This is a genomic window from Psychroserpens algicola (genome assembly GCF_014526325.1).
GTDB classification, from domain to species: domain Bacteria; phylum Bacteroidota; class Bacteroidia; order Flavobacteriales; family Flavobacteriaceae; genus Psychroserpens; species Psychroserpens algicola.
Map to the genome: position 1 here is coordinate 275,157 of NZ_JACNMJ010000005.1, position 18,653 is coordinate 293,809.

Below are 18,653 nucleotides of genomic sequence, written 5' to 3' on the forward strand. Positions count from 1 at the left end.
TTGTGAGCCATTTCAAGAAGTATTACATAAAAAAACCACTATTACAAACGCAATAGTGGCCTTTCGCTTGATTATTGGATAGTTATTTAACTGTTAATTTTTTAGTGACAACGCCGTTGATATTATTGATTTTAACAAAATATAACCCAGAAGTATAATTTGAAATATCTATACGTTTTGGTTCTGCTAAACTTTCGTTTTTAGAAAAATACATCAGTTTTCCTAAAGCATCATATATTCTAATGGAAACCTGATTCCCTCTATCCCATTCTAGAGTAATTTCTTTAGTTGCTGGGTTAGGATACATTGCAATCGTATTGAGTTCTAAATCACTCACACTTAAGCTAGCATCAAAGATATTAGAACGCCACAAACCACGACCATATGTTGCAGCATATATTTTATTTTCTGCTGTATTAATTTCTAATTCGGAAATTTCTACGTTTGGTAAATTGTTACTAAACGGTTGCCATTCTGAATAGGTATTATCTATATAGTACACACCATAGTTCATTCCGAGATACAGACCATCTTCACCGTTATCGTGCCACACTAATGCCTGAGCATTAAAATTAGGAAGATTTAATTTATAAGATGTCCAGCTAGTACCTCCATTAGTAGAAACATATACTTTTTCGTTTCCTGTTGTTGCAATAGCGACTTTATTAGGATCTGATGGATGTATGGCAATAGAGTTTATAGAACCAAAGAAACCTGATAATTGATTCCAGTCTGTAACAATACCCACTAAATTATTTTTATATAAACTAGATCCTCTTGCTGCATATTGAATGTTACCATTAGTTTGAGCCACTTTCAAGTGATTTAAAGGTCCGCCAAAATTTTGTGAAACCGTTGCCCAAGAACTTCCACCATTAGTAGATTTATGAACACGGCTATATCCTACATAGATTGTATTTGCGTTTAAAGGATCTTGTTCAAAAGGCGTAATCCAATTTCCAGAGCCTGGTGTAGCTATGAATGCCTGAGATGCACCACCATTAAAAGATTTATACAAGGTACCAAATTGAGATGTTCCGTATACTGTACTAGTATTATTATTATCAATAAAACCTTCCATACCATCAGCACCAAGCCAGTCTGTCCAGCTTCCATCACTTCCCATAATAGAGCTTCCGTTATCCTGTGATCCTCCAGTTACAATGACTGGATTGGTTTGGCTAATTCCTATTTTGTAGAATTGTCTTATTCCTAAACCACTTGTTAAGTCTTTATAATATCCAGAAGAGACCACTGTTGGAGTTTCTGCTACAAAAATACCGCCATCGGTTCCTACATACAATTCATCATTAACAAACATCATTAAATCAACATCTGCGTGGCAGTACCCAATATTTTGTGCATTTGCATTTCCTGGAGTCCATTGCGATGTGATTGAAAATGTAAGTCCGCCATCAGTTGATCTCCAAGTATTCACACCTGCGATATGCACATCATTAATATCTGTTGGGCTGATAGCTATATCCATATCTCTTGGAGCTTGACCTACACCTGCATCATTAGGATCTTCAGGATTAGAACTATATCCAAAATAGTTCTTTCCTGCGTGATCTATTGTTGTAAACGTTGCTCCCGAATCTAAAGATTTATATAAATTACCAAACGAACCATTTGAAGCCTCTAAAACATAAACTACAGATGCATCCTGAGGAGACACACCAATCATTTTTGGGCCACCAGAGAAACCAGAAAGTGTTGTAAAGTTAGCTCCAGAATCTGTAGACATATACACCTCATTTCCAGATGCGTATATGGTACTATAAAGACCATCTGGTTTAAACTCCACATCATACCCATTAAATACTGATGGTAAAATTCTATCCCATGTAACTCCAGCATCGGTAGATTTAAAAATACCACCACCTTGAACAGAACAATACATATTATTGGTATTGTTAGGATCTATGAGAATTTTATTTACCGCTCCTGATCCAACATCGGCTAATACATTCCAAGTTGATCCACTATCGGTAGATTTAAAAATGATACCACTTGTAGATCCCCAAAAGTAAGTTGTATTAATAACCGGATCTATTGTTAATGCGTACACATATAAATTTGAAAGGTCATCGGTTAAAACAGTCCAGGTTAAACCACCATCAGTAGATCTCCACACGCCTCCAGACTCTCCTCCAACAACAATATGCATTGGGTTAGCTTCTTCAACTGCAATTGAAGTAATTCGACCAACTCCAGGATTCCAACCACTAGTTGCATTCCATGATGTAGGTCCCATGTCTTCCCATGCTCCAACTGTAGTTCTTGCTAGTGGAAAGTTTTCATTTACATAATCGTTCCACTCTTCAAGAGCATTATAATAAAACTCTGGTGATCTAAGCATTCCGTTTTCATCTACATTACGTAGTGCCTGATATTCCCATCGCTTGTATGGTTTATAACCTTTTCCACGTTCTGTTCCTACCTGAGCAAAATGCGCTTCAGCGACAGCTTGAATTTCGGCAACTGTGTAAGTCCCTTGGGCAATCATTTGTCTGTAATCTTGAGCCAAAGCAGCACAAACAGACATAAGAAATGTGAGTAATAGATAGTAATTTTTCATTTTAATTCATTAGGGTTAGTAATAATAACTTATACATCAACTGTGTATAAAAACACAATTTTTAATTATAAATTACTTAATATTGTTTTCAATTTTTTAACGAAAATAATCTTTTTCAAATTAAATTGTGTTAAAACACGTATTATGTCGACAACTGCCATTATTTCACTCATATTAGCTTATTTTGGTATCCTTATCTTAATCTCTTATGTAACAGGAAAAGAAGACTCTAATGAAGTTTTCTTCAAAGCTAAAAAACAATCCCCTTGGTATGTCGTTGCTTTTGGTATGATTGGCGCCTCCTTATCAGGAGTTACTTTTATTTCTGTACCAGGTTTGGTAGACGGTCAACAGTTTGCTTACATGCAAGGTGTATTTGGTTTTTTTGTCGGGTATTTAATAGTGCTTTTTGTATTACTCCCTTTGTATTATAAGTTAAATGTCACTTCAATATACCAATACTTAGAACACCGTTTTGGAAAGGTAAGCTATAAAACAGGAGCTTTTTTCTTTTTACTGTCTCGGGTTACAGGTGCATCATTCAGACTTTATTTAGTTGCACTAGCTATGCAATACATTGTTTTTAAACAATTAGGTGTTCCCTTTTGGATTACTGTGGTTATTTCAATTTTGCTCATTTGGCTTTATACCAATAAAGGAGGCATAAAAACTATTGTATGGACCGATACTTTACAAACGCTAGCGATGTTAACATGTGTTGGTGTTGCCATATTTTTAATTGCTAATAAACTAGAATGGTCAGTAACTGAGATTTTCGATAAAGACATTTTCAAATCCAAAAGTCAACTATTGTTTTTTGATGATGTTAATTCTAAGACCTATTTCTGGAAATATTTTATAGGAGGCATCTTTATAACAATTGCGATGACGGGCTTGGACCAAGATATGATGCAGAAAAATTTAACGTGTAAAAACAAAGAAGATGCTCAAAAGAATATGTTTTCAATGTCTGTTTTATTGGTAATTGTCAACTTTATATTTTTAAGTTTAGGAGCTCTACTCTTTATTTATGCTGAACAATTTAATGTGTCTATTCCTGTTGTTGATGGTAAAACCAGAAACGATCTTTTATTCCCAGAAATAGCAATGAACCAAGGTTTAGGAACAGGCTTAGCAGTTACCTTTATCATTGGATTGATTGCTGCTGCATATTCGAGTGCCGATTCTGCTCTAACATCATTGACAACATCGTTTTCTGTCGACTTTTTAAATATTGAGAAAAAAGAAGTATCTCAACAAAAACCATTGCGTAAAAAAGTCCATATAGGAGTTTCTTTACTACTTATAATAGTTGTTATTGTTTTTAATAGTTTAGATGGCAGTGTTGTAAGCAATTTGTTTAAGTTCGCAACTTTTACTTACGGACCACTATTAGGTCTATTCGCATTTGGAGTTTTAACAAAAAGAGCCATCAAAGATGATTATGCCTGGATTGTAGGTCTATCTGCCATCCTAATAACCTATGGTATTACATCACTTCCTGAAAGTATAATTGGCCAATACCAATTTCACTGGGAAGTATTACCTATAAATGGTTTAGTTACAATGTTTGGGTTGTTTTTAATTTCAAAAAAGCAAACTACTCATATTGGTTAGTTGATAATAAAACCAGTGTACAAGACTCCTCAAAGTAGATTTTGTTTTGCTGAAGTATATTTTGAAATTCAGAGTTTTCAGTTCCTGGATTAAAAATCACACGTTTTGGCTTTAAAGACACAATATAATCATAAAACGATTTTTGTCGTTCTTTATTCAGATACAAAGTTACAGTATCTATATTTTTATAAGGCATTAAATTCGTATCGATAGTTACACCTGACACATCTCCACTTCTCAAACCAAAAGCAACCACTTCATGTTGATGTCTTACTAATTCTTTTATAGCCATATTAGAATAACGTTCTGGTTTAAGCGATGCTCCAAATACTAGTGTCTTTTTACTCATATTCTTTTTTATGTAAAGATAAGGTTCATGTGCCAATACAGGCTATTTATGTTAAAAACATGTTAAGTAGTGTTAAAAAAAGTAACACTACTTGAAAGTGGTCGTCTATGCTATAACAATCAATTTGTTTTAAATAAACTAATCAATCAAAAAATCAATGAAAACAATTACACAATTGTGCATTTTTCTATTTACTATAATAGTCGTTGCACAGCCATCAAAATCAGACTTTAGAGATGGATCAGTATCAGGTCGTGTGATCGATGCTAAGCTCAATGAACCCTTACCGTATGTAAACGTAGTTATCACAGATACTTCTAATAAAACCATTACTGGAGGAATAACTAATGATGATGGTACATTTGAAATCAACAAAATCCCAGAAGGACAAATCATTGTCTCAATTCAATATATTGGATATAAGACTATTTCTAAACCAATTAATTTAGGTGAAGAGAGCTACAAAATTGACTTAGGAGATATACGACTTGAGGAAGACATAGCAAGTTTAGATGAAGTTACAGTAGTTGCCGAAATCACAACTATTCAACAAAAAGTAGACAGAAAAGTAATTAATGTAGGTAAAGATTTGACAACATCTGGACCAACGGCAAGTGATATTATGAATAACCTTCCGTCAGTAAATGTCGATCAACAAACAGGAAACATTAGCTTACGTGGTAATGAAAATGTACGTGTCATGGTAGATGGGAAGCTTTCTAATGTGCCAATTGCTCAATTATTAAGACAAATACCTTCAACATCTATCAAGCAAATTGAACTCATCACAAATCCTTCGGCAAAATATAATCCTGAAGGTATGAGTGGTATCATCAATATTATTTTACATAAAAATACCACGATTGGTTTTAATGGAAATATCAACTTAGGACTTACCAAAGAAATTAATGCACGTTTTAACAGTTCAATAGATATGAATTATCGTAACGGAAAGTTCAATTTCTACGGAAACTACGGAAACAACATTGGTAATAGCGCTAATTACGGATTTATCAATCGTATTGACGATGGCTCTGTTCAATTATTTGACTTTGGAAATAACAACAAATCACATCTATATAAGCTAGGATTAGACTTTTATATGAATGATAATAATACGATTTCATTCTTCACCAATCAAAACATATATGATGGTTTAGGTGAAGGTATAACTGGCATTCAATACATTGACGAGCCGTTTCAATCACAAACCTTCAATAACGATATTCAAAACAACGTATCTCAGTATAACGGTGTTTTTAATCACAAGTTTAAAAAAGAAGGCGAAAAGCTGGACTTAGAAGTTGACTATAGTGTTTTCGGACAGGATGAAGTTGCGAACTTCAGATTTGAAAATATTCCATTTCCTCCAAACTACTCCGATTTTGTTGATACAGACAGAGACCAAACTGTTGTAAATTTAGATTACACCAATCCGTTATCTGAAAAAGCAAAACTTGAAGTTGGTGCCGAAGCCAGATTATTCGAGACTAATATAGACTACAAATCAACGGGTTTATCAGTAAATGAAAACCAGGATGACATCCCAAATAATGGTGATGAATTTATTCCAACACCACAAACAGATTTCACATACAAAAGAGATATTTATTCGGTATACGTTACTTACGGAAAAACATTTGAAAAGTGGAGTTATCAATTTGGTGCCAGAGCCGAAAGCGTTAAAGAAGAAGCTTCAGCCATACGTCAGTTAGAAACAAGTTCTGAAACCATTCCTTTTGAAAATGATTACATTCAAGTCTATCCTTCGGCATTCTTTACGTATAGTCCGAGTGAAAAGAATTCTTATCAAATGAGTTTTAGTCGTCGTGTAGATCGACCTGGATTACAACAGGTAAATCCTATCAGAGAATGGAGTACTCCTTTAGTATCTTCCTTTGGAAACACCAACTTGCAACCGCAGTTTACAAATTCCGCAGAACTAAATTACACGAGAAAATTAGAAAAAGGAAGCATTACTGGTGGAGTATTTTTCAGATTAGTAGAAGACGAAATTAACAGAGCTGTTTTTATTGACCGATTAGATATTAATAAAAATATCCTCACATACGATAATTTTGAAAACACCACAGCCTATGGTATTGAAATAAGCAGTAACTACAGACCGACGACATGGTGGAGTTTAAATGGTAGTTTCGATTTATTTGCAAGACAGCAAAAAGGTATTGCAGAAATTTTAACGGCTCCAACCGATGTTGCAACAGCTGATGACATAATGCGTTCAACAATATCTGTAGATAATATTGTATACAACTTTAGATTGTTTAATAATTTTAAAGTGACTAAAAAGCTAAATCTATCTTTATTCTCAATGTATCGAGGTGAAGAAAAAGGATTGCAATTTACCAGAAAACCAATGTTTTTAGTTAATACTGGTTTACGCTATACATTTCTTGAAGATGGTAGAGGTTCTTTCAGCTTTAACTACAGTGATATTTTTAACACGATGAAATTTGAGTTTGAAGGTGACAGACCTTATCCGCAAGTTGGCGAATTTAACTGGGAAAGTAATACATGGAACATCGGATTTTCATACCGTTTCGGTGGTGGAAAATATAGAGCGCTACAACGTAAACAACGTGATAACAATGAAAAATCTGGAAGCGGAGGATTCATATAATATATTTAATAGCCTACATATAATAGTTGATGGTTAGTGTTAATGTTTGGTTATTAAATAAGAAAACCCAAAACGTTTAGTTTTGGGTTTTTGTTTTAAAAATCTTATCTGAAATGTAAGACTACACTTATTTTTACGACTATATATTTGAATTAGTTTTAAAAGTTAGTATTACTAGATTAATAGTAAGAAAAAATCCGAAGTCTTTTAGCTTCGGATTTTTTTATAAGATTAACTCATCTGTTAATTGATAGTTAAAAATGTTAAGAGATGAAATAAAACAGACTTTTAAGCGTCTTATGATTGTGATAAGTTTTTTAAAGCTAATCAATTTAAAAAAATCACTCTTTTATAGTTTTAGTGTTTTTAGTAAAATTGGTTAATAGCAGAAAAATCCCAAAGTATATACTTTGGGATTTTTTGTTTCTATTAATAAATACTAAGAACGATTTACCACTTCATAATCACACTTCCCCAAGTAAATCCACTACCAAAAGCAGCCAGTACAACAGTATCACCTTCTTTAATTTTACCTTCTTCCCAGGCTTCGGTTAAAGCAATAGGAATCGACGCAGCAGTCGTATTACCATATTTTTGAATGTTATTAAATACCTGATCATCTTCTAATTTAAACTTACGCTGAATAAACTGAGCTATACGCAAATTAGCTTGATGCGGAATGAGCATATCGATATCATCAACCTGTAGATTATTTTTCATCAACCCTTCCATAATGACTTCACTAAAACGAACCACAGCATTTTTAAACACAAACTGACCATTCATATAAGGAAAATAGCTTTCATCATTAGGATCGTTTTCTGCCAGAATATCATTCACCCAACGTTTTCCCATTCCAGGAGCGATTAATACCAATTCTTCAGCATGTTCACCTTGTGAATGCAGGTGCGTTGACAAAATTCCTTTACTAGTATCTTCTTCTCTGGTTAACACTGCAGCTCCTGCTCCATCACCAAATATTACAGATACGCCTCGTCCTCGTGTAGTTTTATCTAATCCATGAGAATGCAATTCACTTCCAATAACTAAGACATTTTTATACATTCCTGTTTTAATAAAATTATCAGCAACAGAAATGGCATACACAAACCCAGAGCATTGATTTCGAACATCCAATGCACCAACCGTTTTAATATCTAAAGCGTGCTGAACCTGAACTCCAGGACCAGGAAAATACATATCCGGACTCAAAGTCGCGAAGATGATAAAATCTATATCATCTTTATCTATACCTGCACGTTCAATTGCTATTTTAGCAGCTTTCACTCCCATTGTAGCAGTAGTATCGCCAGTACCTTTAACAACCCAGCGTCGCTCTTTAATTCCGGTGCGTTCTTGTATCCATTCGTCATTTGTATCCATCATTTTAGACAAATCATCATTTGTCACTACATTATCAGGAACATAATGCCCTAAACCTATTATTTTGGAATTGTACATAGTCGTTTATTATTATATAAGTGGTGCAATTTAAGTATTTACGCCTAAGTTTTTTTTAAACTGAAACCTAATCGTTATGCATGCATAACATCCAAATAAATGTCAGTTTGTCACCTTATAGGTCTTGGTACTTTTTTTGTCTAGTTATGTTGAATACATAAAATAATCATTAACATGATTCCTGCCTCTGCGGGAATGACAAATAAATTATAACATGACAAAAGGAAATATTAATGTATCGGTAGAAAATATTTTTCCGCTCATTAAAAAATTCTTGTACAGCGATCACGAAATCTTTTTACGTGAGTTAATTAGTAATGCAACAGATGCTACACTAAAACTTAAACACTTAACAAGTATTGGTGAATCTAAAAGTGAGTACGGAAATCCGATAATTGAAGTTAAAATCGATAAAGAAGGCAAAAAACTTCACATTATCGATCAAGGATTAGGAATGACTGCTGAAGAAGTAGAAAAGTACATCAATCAAGTAGCGTTTTCAGGAGCTGAAGAGTTTTTAGACAAATACAAAGATTCAGCAAAAGATTCAGGTATCATTGGTCATTTCGGTTTAGGATTCTACTCAGCATTTATGGTTGCTGAAAAGGTAGAAATCATTACAAAATCACATACAGATGCACCTGCGGCACATTGGACTTGTGATGGTTCTCCAGAATTTACATTAGAATCATCAGATAAAACTGATAGAGGAACAGAAATTATTCTTCATATCGCTGAAGATTCTACTGAGTTTTTAGAAGAAGCAAGAATCAGAGAACTACTTCTCAAGTACAACAAGTTTATGCCTGTTCCAATTAAATTTGGAACTAAAGAGATCAACGACCCAAACTTTACGCCTGAAACGACAACGGATAAAGATGGAAAAGAAACGACCGAGCCTCATAAGCAGATTACAGTTGACAACATCATAAATAATCCTAATCCGGCCTGGACAAAACAGCCAACCGAATTAGAGGATGATGACTATAAAAACTTCTACAGAGAACTGTATCCAATGCAGTTTGAGGAGCCTCTTTTCAATATTCATTTAAATGTAGACTATCCATTTAATCTTACTGGAATTTTATATTTCCCTAAGATGACAAATGATTTAAACATTCAAAAGGATAAAATTCAACTGTATCAAAATCAAGTATTCGTAACAGACAATGTCGAAGGTATTGTCCCAGAATTCTTAACCATGTTAAGAGGTGTTATTGATTCACCAGACATTCCTCTAAATGTATCTCGTAGCTATTTGCAAGCCGATGGTGCAGTAAAGAAAATTTCATCATACATTACACGTAAAGTAGCTGATAAATTGAAATCGTTATTCAATTCTAATCGTGAAGACTTTGAGAAGAAATGGGACGATATTAAAATCGTGATTGAGTATGGTATGCTTTCTGAAGAAAAATTCTTTGAAAAAGCTGATGCGTTTGCTTTATACCCAACAGTAGATGGTGAATTTTACACTTATGAAGAATTATTCAATAAAATTAAAGCAAAACAAACAGACAAAGATGACAAGCTAGTCATTTTATATGCTTCAGATAAAGATGCGCAACACGCTTATATTGAAACTGCAAAATCTAAAGGATATGAAGTTCTGTTGCTTGATTCTCCAATTGTTTCGCACCTCATTCAGAAATTAGAAACGACTAAAGAAAATATCTCTTTTGCTCGTGTAGATGGTGATCATATCGATAACTTAATTAAAAAAGACGACACGACGATTTCTAAACTTTCCGAAGAAGAAAAAACAACGTTAGACACCTTGTTAAAGGAAACTATTCCTTCTGAGAAATTCATGGTACAACTTGAAGCTATGGACAGTGATGCTTCTCCTTTTATTATTACGCAACCAGAATTTATGCGTCGTATGAAAGAGATGCAACAGACTGGCGGCGGAGGCGGAATGTTTGGCATGGGACATATGCCTGAAATGTACAATCTTATCGTCAACACAAACTCTGAATTGGTTGGTGAAATTCTAAACACAAAAACGAAGAAAAAGCAAGAGCGTTTAATAAATCAAAGTCTAGACCTGGCACGTTTGTCTCAAGGCTTACTTAAGGGTGAAGAACTTACAAACTTTATCAAGCGAAGCTATGATATGATTAAATAATCGTAGCATATATACTAAAAAAAGCCAAAACATATGTTTTGGCTTTTTTCTTGCAAAATACTCCAACTGCTATTAACCAACTTTCGATTTAACATAATCGTCTACTTTGTCTGACGGTACTTCCTTAACATCGATCACAAAATCACCATTAGATCCAGAGACAACGATTTTAGGAGTAAATTGCCCTGGAAATGAACCTTTTACTTTATATGGAGTAGTCCCTTCTCCTCGCGGACCCGTCCATCCCATTGCGTCTATTTTAAGTCCACCCACAAAATGTGGATCTCTTGTGAGGTTAAACCCATAAGAAAAATTAGGAGCGTCACCTTCTACTTCAATAATAAATATGCCCGGTGTTCGCAAACCAGTCCATAAATATGTTGCTGTTGTTTTTCCTGCATCAACAGGTTGTTTCATATAAAATCCCATAATATTAGTTTTATGCTACCTACTCTATTTATATTGGTTTTTCGGTTTTCACCAATATCAGATGAACTAATTATCAAATAATACAATTCAAATTTCTGAAACATTTCTAAAAATTTTAAGAGCGTAATCACCTCTTTTTCAAATAAGTAATAATACCTAATCCTAAAAAATATACTTGGTTATAATACATAACGAATGTCATTTATCACATTAAAGTCTCTAAAAACAACTCATCAATTTGTCGCTAAAAAGATTTTTCTTGCTAATAATAGCAGATTAACTAATTTATAAAGAGAATACCGACCATTATCTGTTTTATTGAAGTCTATTTACTACTTTAATAGAAGCAATCAAACTCTAATGCGAAGCGATAATTCAAAAATCAGTGTGATTTTTAAAGATCTTAAATTTTCTAAAAAAGAAATTGAACTTATAGAATCCGTTTTTCATAAAGCCACCTATAAAAAAGGAACGGTACTTTTAAAAGCTGGTGACATCGTTAATAATCAATATTATATTTATGATGGCTGTTTAAGGTCTTATCACATTGACACACACGGAAAAGAGCACACAGTACAATTTGGAGTCAATGATTGGTGGATTAGTGATTATACTGCCTTTTTTTCTTCGTCAAAGTCTATAATGAATATTGAAGTACTTAGTGACGCAATTCTATACCGATTATCAAAAAAAGATAAAGAGTACTTATATGCTCAAATACCTCAAATTGAATCCTTTTTCAGAAGAAAACTAGAACGTGCATTTGCTGCATTTCAAAAGCGTATTTTATCAAATTTATCACAAACAGCTACTGAGCAATATATGAACTTCATTCAAAAATACCCTAATATAGAACGTAGTGTAAAAAACTATCACATTGCGTCTTATCTTGGCATTACAACAGAAAGTTTAAGCAGAATTAGAAAAGATTTGTCAAGCCAATAAATTTATTAACATACATCAATTTTTTTAACGATTAAACCATATACATTTGCAGCATTAGGAACTTGACATAAGTATGACCTATAAAAAAATCCCTAATGATTAATAGCTAACAAAGCGCAAGTCTAAAACTTGCGCTTTTTTTTTATAAATATACGTAGGACTACGTATTGACTTACCATAAAAAATAGGCGATATTCGTAACATACCATCTTATTTAAAGCTTATTGAAGCCTTAATCATTTTATACAACTGATTTTATAATCACTTGTGTACATAATTAGCTGTTACAATGATACATATTGACCGTAATCGCATCGAAAAACCTTCTGATTTAAATCCAAATAAAAATTCGAGATTAGAAAAAGAGATGCTCGAGGCAGAACAGTTTTTTAAAAGTGCCGAGCAAACTCGAGGGCAAAGACGGTTTCGCTTTAAAGCCATCACCTCAAGCCGAACCATAAAAAACTCACTAATCGATTTATTTCATGGAAAATGTGCCTACTGTGAAACTAAAATTCAAAATAATAACCATTTAGATTTAGAACATTATCGTCCTAAAAGTTCTGTACTAGAGTCTCAGGATCATCCTGGATATTGGTGGCTTGCTCACGACTGGGATAATTTATTAGTAGCTTGTAATGTATGCAATAGAAGCTATTATTCTAAAAGCGGAAAAAGAGGAAAAGCAAATCGGTTTCCTCTTCTCGATGAATCTAAAAGAGCCTTTTCTCCAAAAAACCCTATATCTAAAGAAACTCCACTAATTTTAAATCCTTGTGTTGACGAACCAGAAAATCACCTCACTTATACCGACGATGGTAAAGTGTCTTCTCGCACAAAGCAAGGGCAGACATCAATAATGGTTTTAGGACTTAACAGACCCGAACTGGTTGAAGCCAGGAAGAAAACTATTGTCCAAATAAATAATCATATCAATCGCTTATTTCGATTAACAAAATCAAAACGAGACAACAAAGCCAGTCAACAAAGAGTGCTTGATTATTTAAATGAACAGACTAAAGAACATCAAGAATTTGCCGGACTAAAACGGCAATACATCAAAGCTGCCTTAGAAGAATTCAACTTTAAAATTGTTGATGCAAAAAGTTTAGAGTCAACTCTGTTTGTTACAAATCAATTCAAACAAGAAACCAAACACATCTACGAAGATTTTTCTAAAAATGTAGAGAGTCTTTCTGTGAATGCCAATGTAGAACAGAATATGAACTATTTGTTACTCGAGCATTTTGTAGAAAAAATAGAACTCACAAATATTAAAACATTTAAAAAACAGTGCTTTGATTTTACAGCATCTGAAGGTGCGATGGCATCTTGGCTGATGCTATTAGGTGAAAATGGCACTGGTAAGAGTACAGTACTTAAATCATTATGCATGAATTTATGCGATGGTGCCTATTTTCAAAATATGGTTAATGAAGGATTCTTAAATCCGGCTAAGTTTATTCGTTATAAAACCAAAAAAGGCATTATTAAAGTCTGGATGACAAGTAAAACGCAGCCTCGCGTATTAGAATTCACCAAAAATCTGGTTAAATTCACTAATACAGATGGTGAAAGCGTTGAGCTTAAACTTCCTTTACAACCAAATAAAATTAACACAAGCGCATGGCAATCTCCAACTTACCTACTAGCTTATGGCGCTACCAGGTTACTTCCTCGTGGCTCTAAACACGAAGCAAAACATATCAATAGTCAGTTTAGTAGGTTAGATAATTTATTTAATCCTTTTGTTCCTTTAGTAGATGCTGAAAACTGGCTACTTGGTCTTGATAGCATTTTGTTTAGACGTGCAGCTATTGTTTTAAAAGACCTGCTCAATATGAAAGACGATGAAAAAATTACCAGAAGAGGCGGCGTTATTAAAATTATTGTCAATAATAGTGTTGAATCGTTTCAGGAACTCAGTGATGGATATCAATCTGTAATCGCTTTAACTGCTGATATTTTACAACTCGTAATGGACCGCTGGAAAAACCCAGATGAAGCAAGAGGTATTGTTTTAGTTGATGAAATTGGAGCTCATTTGCATCCGCGATGGAAAATGCGAATTGTATCAAGCTTAAGAACAGCCTTACCAAACATGCAATTTATCGTATCGAGTCACCAACCGCTTTGTTTGCGTGGATTAGACAAAAATGAAGTTATTCTCATGAGAAGAGATGCAGAAAATAATGTTGAAGTCATTACCGATTTACCAAACCCAAAAGAACTGCGTATTAGTCAAATTTTGACATCAGTTTTTGGTTTAAGTTCAACAATGGATCCTGAACTAGAAGCCGAATTTAATCGCTATTACGATTTGCGTGCTATGAATAAACGTACCGAAGAAGAAGAGCAAGAAATGATAACACTGCGCAATGAACTTAATCCAGATTTACTCCTCGGAGAAACTGTATTAGATACTCAGGTTTATAACGTTATAAAAGAGAAATACAAAGACTATAAAAACGACACCAATCTATCTGACCTGGATAAATTGAGTAAAGAGACTATATCTGCTGCTCAAGAACTATGGAACTCAGACCTATAGTACTATTTTATTAACTGATACATAGTAAAAGATGATAAAAATAAAACGCACAAAACAGCCAGATATAGCCATTTATAATCTTAAAAACCAAAAGCTAACCAAAGCTTTTCGAGATGAAGTCCTGGCATTAATCGATACCAACTCTATTCATTTTTCGTCTTTTATTCCAAGGTTGAAAGACGCAAATGAAAAATTCACTAAAGCAGAAAAAGAAACTTTACAAGCTATTGCATATTATGGCAATCCGGCTCATTTCGCAAATGATGAAAAGCTAACAAAAAAGAAAGCGCCTACTTTCAAAGTGTATAAAGACTCAGAATTAAAGGAGTTTCTAAAAACATTATTCAATAAAAAATGTGCGTATTGCGATAGCCGCTTCTTGTCAACAAGCACAGCAGATATTGAGCATTTCAGACCAAAAGCAGCCTTCAACCCGTTTAAGGATAACGTAGATGAAAAGCTTCTTGTTCCTGGCTACTACTGGCTTGCAGCAGATTGGAACAACCTTCTCTGGTCATGTGTGTTTTGCAATCGTAAAAATAACTTAGATCAACCCAATGTTCCTGGTGTAAACCCTTTAGGGAAAAAAAACAGATTTCCGCTTTCTCAAGAACCCAGACGTATTCGAAGCCATGATAAAGATGTTAAAACTGAAAAAAGACTATTACTCATAATGGATCCTTGTGTTGATGATCCCATGAAACATTTTAGTTATCCTGTAAAAAATGACGAAGATTTAGGCATTGTAAAAGCACTTATCAAATCTAATGGAAAACCCAGTAAAAAAGCTGTGGCTTCAATTCCTATCTACGGTTTAAACCGAACAGAATTGGTTATTGCTCGTAAAGAAGCTGCCTTAGATTTTAAATCTATATTTATGGCTGTACTTGATAGTATTGATGCATTCACAAGAAAAAAACAAGCTGGCGAAGACACCACTGAAGAAAAAGAAAGATTTAAATTCCAAAAAGATCGCTTCAACGCAAAATTATCTAAGTCTGCCGAATATTTAAGCATGAAACAATTTCTGCTGGAAGACTTTAAAGATTTCCCTTTACTAAACAAATTAGGGCTTAAAATTGAAAACCTCATAGATTAGATTTTTGAAGCGCCAAATTCACTAACCTTTTTAAATTTTGACACATCGAAAAAATGTGTAAACACCCTTGACATAATCTGTCACAAGCTCAAATATCTTTGCATTACGTTTAACAATTAAATCAATTAAAAATGAGAAATGCAGTAAACTGGTTTGAAATTCCAGTAAAAGATTACAACAGAGCCAAACAATTTTACAGTACAGTTATGGGCTCTAAAATTACAGATCATCCAATGCCAGAGCAAAACATTAAATATGGCATATTTGAGTATGATGAAGATAATAATTGTGTGGGAGGTGCTATAATTGAAGGGGAAGGTCAAAATCCAACAACCGATGGTGCTACGATTTATTTAAATGGTGGTGATAACTTAAATGATGCTTTAGAAAAAGTTGAAGTTAATGGCGGAAAAATTATGATGCCTAAAACCGACATTGGGACATTTGGTTTTATTGCTCAGTTTATAGACACCGAAGGTAATCTTGTTGCTTTACATTCAATAATGTAATACACATTAGAGATAGTGAATTGCAGTGCGGTTCACTATCTTTGCTATCATGTCTCAACTTTCCAGACTCATATCCATACTAACCCTATTGCGTTCTAAACGCTTACTAACAGCTGGTGAACTATCCCGAAAATTTGATGTAAGTGTACGAACCATTTATAGAGACATCAGAAAATTAGAAGACGCAGGAATACCTGTAACAACAATTGAAGGTAAAGGTTACTCATTGATGGAAGGTTACACTGTTGCTCCTGTTCAGTTTACCGAAAAGCAAGCCAATGCCTTAATTACGGCACAGCACCTTGTTAACCAAACTAATGATGCATCATTTGCGACCGATTTTAAAGAGGCAATGACAAAAATTAAATCGGTGTTTAGAACTTCTGTACAGGAAAAAAGCGAATTGCTAAGCAGCAAAATTTTTGTTTTTAATTCTAATTATGAGAATATTTCCAGTAATGCCCTGTCGGAAATTCAAATAGCTATTACCAATTTCAACTATGTAGAAATAAGCTACAAAAAAGCTAATGACGAACAGGTAACATTCAGAAAAATAGAACCTTACGCCTTTTACTCAACACAACATAAATGGATTTTAATCGCTTGGTGCTATCTGCGTAACGATTATCGCGCTTTTAGAATTGATCGCGTTCAGAATTTTAAAATACTAAACGAAACTTTTGAAGATCGAAAATTCAACCTTCAAGACTATTTTCAAACTTGTCCTTACGACGAAAAATAACCACTCCACCCTACTTTAAAAGTATAGTGAAGTGGTTTTGGGTTAACAAATTTTAATTTGAAGCGAGATTTAACCCATTAACAGCATCAGCAACCTCGTAACCTAAGCGATAACCTTCGGTACAATCCATTCGAATATGGACACCTAACGGAATTCTAGAAAAAGCATTTTCTTCAGCCATATCACTAAACGAGCTAAACTGTCGCGGAGCACCTCTAAATTCTGTTCGCCCTTCATGTGTCCTATCAGTAAAATCAACACTATCACCAAAAGTATCTATAAAGATTCCTGCTGCTGCAGAAGCAAATGTTGAATGTCCAGATGGATATCCCGGAAATGACGGATTTGGCCAAAACACCAAGCGGTATAAATTAGTTTGAAAATCTGGATCAATAAATTCGTTGATATATACATTAGGTCGCATAACCATATACTCATACTTATCAGCCCAGCTTGATACTGCTGCATCGTTAAGTGAAAATCCTAACTTTAGAAATAAGGTCAAAGTCGATTCATAATCTAAATCAAACTGATTTACTAATTGCCCTGCTATTGAAAACTGGCGACCAGGTGGACTTAACATTAAACCTTCTACATCATCTGACCAAAACTCAGCAATCCATAACTCTTCATTATCGTCTTCTTTAGCTGTATCATTAGCAACATAAACTTCATTCATTTGATTATAGTAAGCACTATTTACTGTTTCACTATAATTTATAGGAGGAGGAATGCTGGACGTTTCCGAAGAAGAAATCGCAAAAGTCCTCACAGATTCCCAGTATGGAAACCAGGCACGTTCTTCAGGAGCACTATAGGTCCAAAACCCATCTCCAACCGGAGGCTCATAAGATAAAGGTTGTGGATCTAATATTTGCTGTTCAGCTTCAGTATCGGTTTGACTATAAGCTATGACACGCTGTGCTACGTAATTTCCCCATTGACGAGAGTTTTGAACCAATTGATCGGATAATCCTTCAGATAATTCATCCTCTTTTTCATCTTCAAGTTCACCAATAGAAGCTTCAAGACCATTCGATACATTGTACATAAAATGGTCCATCACTCTGGTATAGCATCTATTTAATGCAATTCTCATATCCATCTCATCTGGTCGCTGATTTTCATCTATATTAAATCCTTGTAATCGTCCATTATTAGATGTAAAACTTGCCATATCATCTACAGCAGTTTCATAGGCAGCCAAATGAATATACGCTAAAGCTCTAGAAGTAGACGTTGGCCGCATTCCAAAGGCATATCTATCAATTTCAAGCCATAAATCATTCCAGTCGATTATAAGTTGAGTCGTAGAATCTGATGTTTCTAACACCTGTTCGGTATCAGTAATTAGATTTATATCATCATCGTTTGCGCAGGATTCTAAAAGAGAAAAGACTAATACAGCTAATAACATCCATTTTAAAGTTGGGTTTTTCATAATATCGAATTTTAAGTTAGACATAAACTCATGCAACTTTATTTTAAAGCACATGCCTTTTCGCTTTTTACTCGTACGCCACAAAAAGTTGAAAAGTGTAAAATTCAATCATATATTAATTCGTTTTAGTGCTTTTGAGATGCTATAATAACCTCCTTAA

General features: G+C 34.0%; 13 protein-coding genes. 8 read left to right on the plus strand and 5 right to left on the minus strand.

Translation table 11 applies throughout. The features are described 5' to 3' along the window. Nucleotides 1-82: 82 nt before the first annotated feature. Complete coding sequence (locus tag H7350_RS12100; protein WP_204346187.1) at nt 83-2,581, minus strand: T9SS type A sorting domain-containing protein; 2,499 nt, start codon at nt 2,579-2,581, stop codon at nt 83-85. Between the two features lie 144 nt (nt 2,582-2,725). On the opposite strand from H7350_RS12100, the gene H7350_RS12105 reads away from it, so the two are divergent. After that, complete coding sequence (locus H7350_RS12105) at nt 2,726-4,198, plus strand: sodium:solute symporter (protein WP_204346188.1); 1,473 nt, start codon at nt 2,726-2,728, stop codon at nt 4,196-4,198. Here H7350_RS12105 and H7350_RS12110 read toward each other — a convergent pair. Further along, the gene (locus tag H7350_RS12110) at nt 4,182-4,547 is read right to left on the minus strand and encodes a CoA-binding protein (RefSeq protein ID WP_204346189.1); all 366 of its coding nucleotides are present in this window, start codon (nt 4,545-4,547) and stop codon (nt 4,182-4,184) included. The two genes, H7350_RS12105 and H7350_RS12110, sit on opposite strands and share 17 nt — an antisense overlap. Before the next feature lie 157 nt (nt 4,548-4,704). On the opposite strand from H7350_RS12110, the gene H7350_RS12115 reads away from it, so the two are divergent. Continuing rightward, nucleotides 4,705-7,188, plus strand: coding sequence for a TonB-dependent receptor (locus H7350_RS12115; RefSeq protein WP_204346190.1), 2,484 nt, complete (start codon nt 4,705-4,707; stop codon nt 7,186-7,188). A 450-nt stretch (nt 7,189-7,638) separates the two neighbouring features. Here H7350_RS12115 and H7350_RS12120 read toward each other — a convergent pair whose 3' ends face one another. Continuing rightward, nucleotides 7,639-8,649, minus strand: coding sequence for a 3-oxoacyl-ACP synthase III family protein (locus tag H7350_RS12120; RefSeq protein ID WP_204346191.1), 1,011 nt, complete (start codon nt 8,647-8,649; stop codon nt 7,639-7,641). 214 nt (nt 8,650-8,863) lie between these two features. Here H7350_RS12120 and htpG point away from each other — a divergent pair, with 214 nt between their 5' ends. After that, nucleotides 8,864-10,777: a molecular chaperone HtpG gene (gene htpG, locus H7350_RS12125; protein WP_204346192.1), complete on the plus strand. Its 1,914-nt coding sequence runs from the start codon at nt 8,864-8,866 to the stop codon at nt 10,775-10,777. Nucleotides 10,778-10,849: 72 nt separating this feature from the next. Here htpG and H7350_RS12130 read toward each other — a convergent pair whose 3' ends face one another. Next, the gene (locus tag H7350_RS12130) at nt 10,850-11,206 is read right to left on the minus strand and encodes a hypothetical protein (RefSeq protein ID WP_204346193.1); all 357 of its coding nucleotides are present in this window, start codon (nt 11,204-11,206) and stop codon (nt 10,850-10,852) included. 360 nt (nt 11,207-11,566) lie between these two features. On the opposite strand from H7350_RS12130, the gene H7350_RS12135 reads away from it, so the two are divergent. From H7350_RS12135 to H7350_RS12155, 5 genes are all read left to right on the plus strand, one after another. Then, nucleotides 11,567-12,151, plus strand: coding sequence for a Crp/Fnr family transcriptional regulator (locus tag H7350_RS12135; protein WP_204346194.1), 585 nt, complete (start codon nt 11,567-11,569; stop codon nt 12,149-12,151). Between the two features lie 289 nt (nt 12,152-12,440). Then, nucleotides 12,441-14,702: an AAA family ATPase gene (locus H7350_RS12140; protein ID WP_204346195.1), complete on the plus strand. Its 2,262-nt coding sequence runs from the start codon at nt 12,441-12,443 to the stop codon at nt 14,700-14,702. Nucleotides 14,703-14,733: 31 nt separating this feature from the next. Then, nucleotides 14,734-15,801, plus strand: coding sequence for an HNH endonuclease family protein (locus H7350_RS12145; RefSeq protein ID WP_204346196.1), 1,068 nt, complete (start codon nt 14,734-14,736; stop codon nt 15,799-15,801). A 131-nt stretch (nt 15,802-15,932) separates the two neighbouring features. Continuing rightward, nucleotides 15,933-16,310 carry a VOC family protein gene (locus H7350_RS12150; RefSeq protein WP_204346197.1) on the plus strand — a complete coding sequence of 126 codons (378 nt, stop codon included), beginning with the start codon at nt 15,933-15,935 and terminating at the stop codon, nt 16,308-16,310. Nucleotides 16,311-16,359: 49 nt separating this feature from the next. Next, on the plus strand, nt 16,360-17,052 hold the full coding sequence (locus tag H7350_RS12155; protein ID WP_204346198.1) for a helix-turn-helix transcriptional regulator: 693 nt from the start codon (nt 16,360-16,362) through the stop codon (nt 17,050-17,052). 52 nt (nt 17,053-17,104) lie between these two features. Here H7350_RS12155 and H7350_RS12160 read toward each other — a convergent pair whose 3' ends face one another. After that, nucleotides 17,105-18,493: a vanadium-dependent haloperoxidase gene (locus H7350_RS12160; RefSeq protein WP_204346199.1), complete on the minus strand. Its 1,389-nt coding sequence runs from the start codon at nt 18,491-18,493 to the stop codon at nt 17,105-17,107. Between the last annotated feature and the right edge of the window lie 160 nt (nt 18,494-18,653).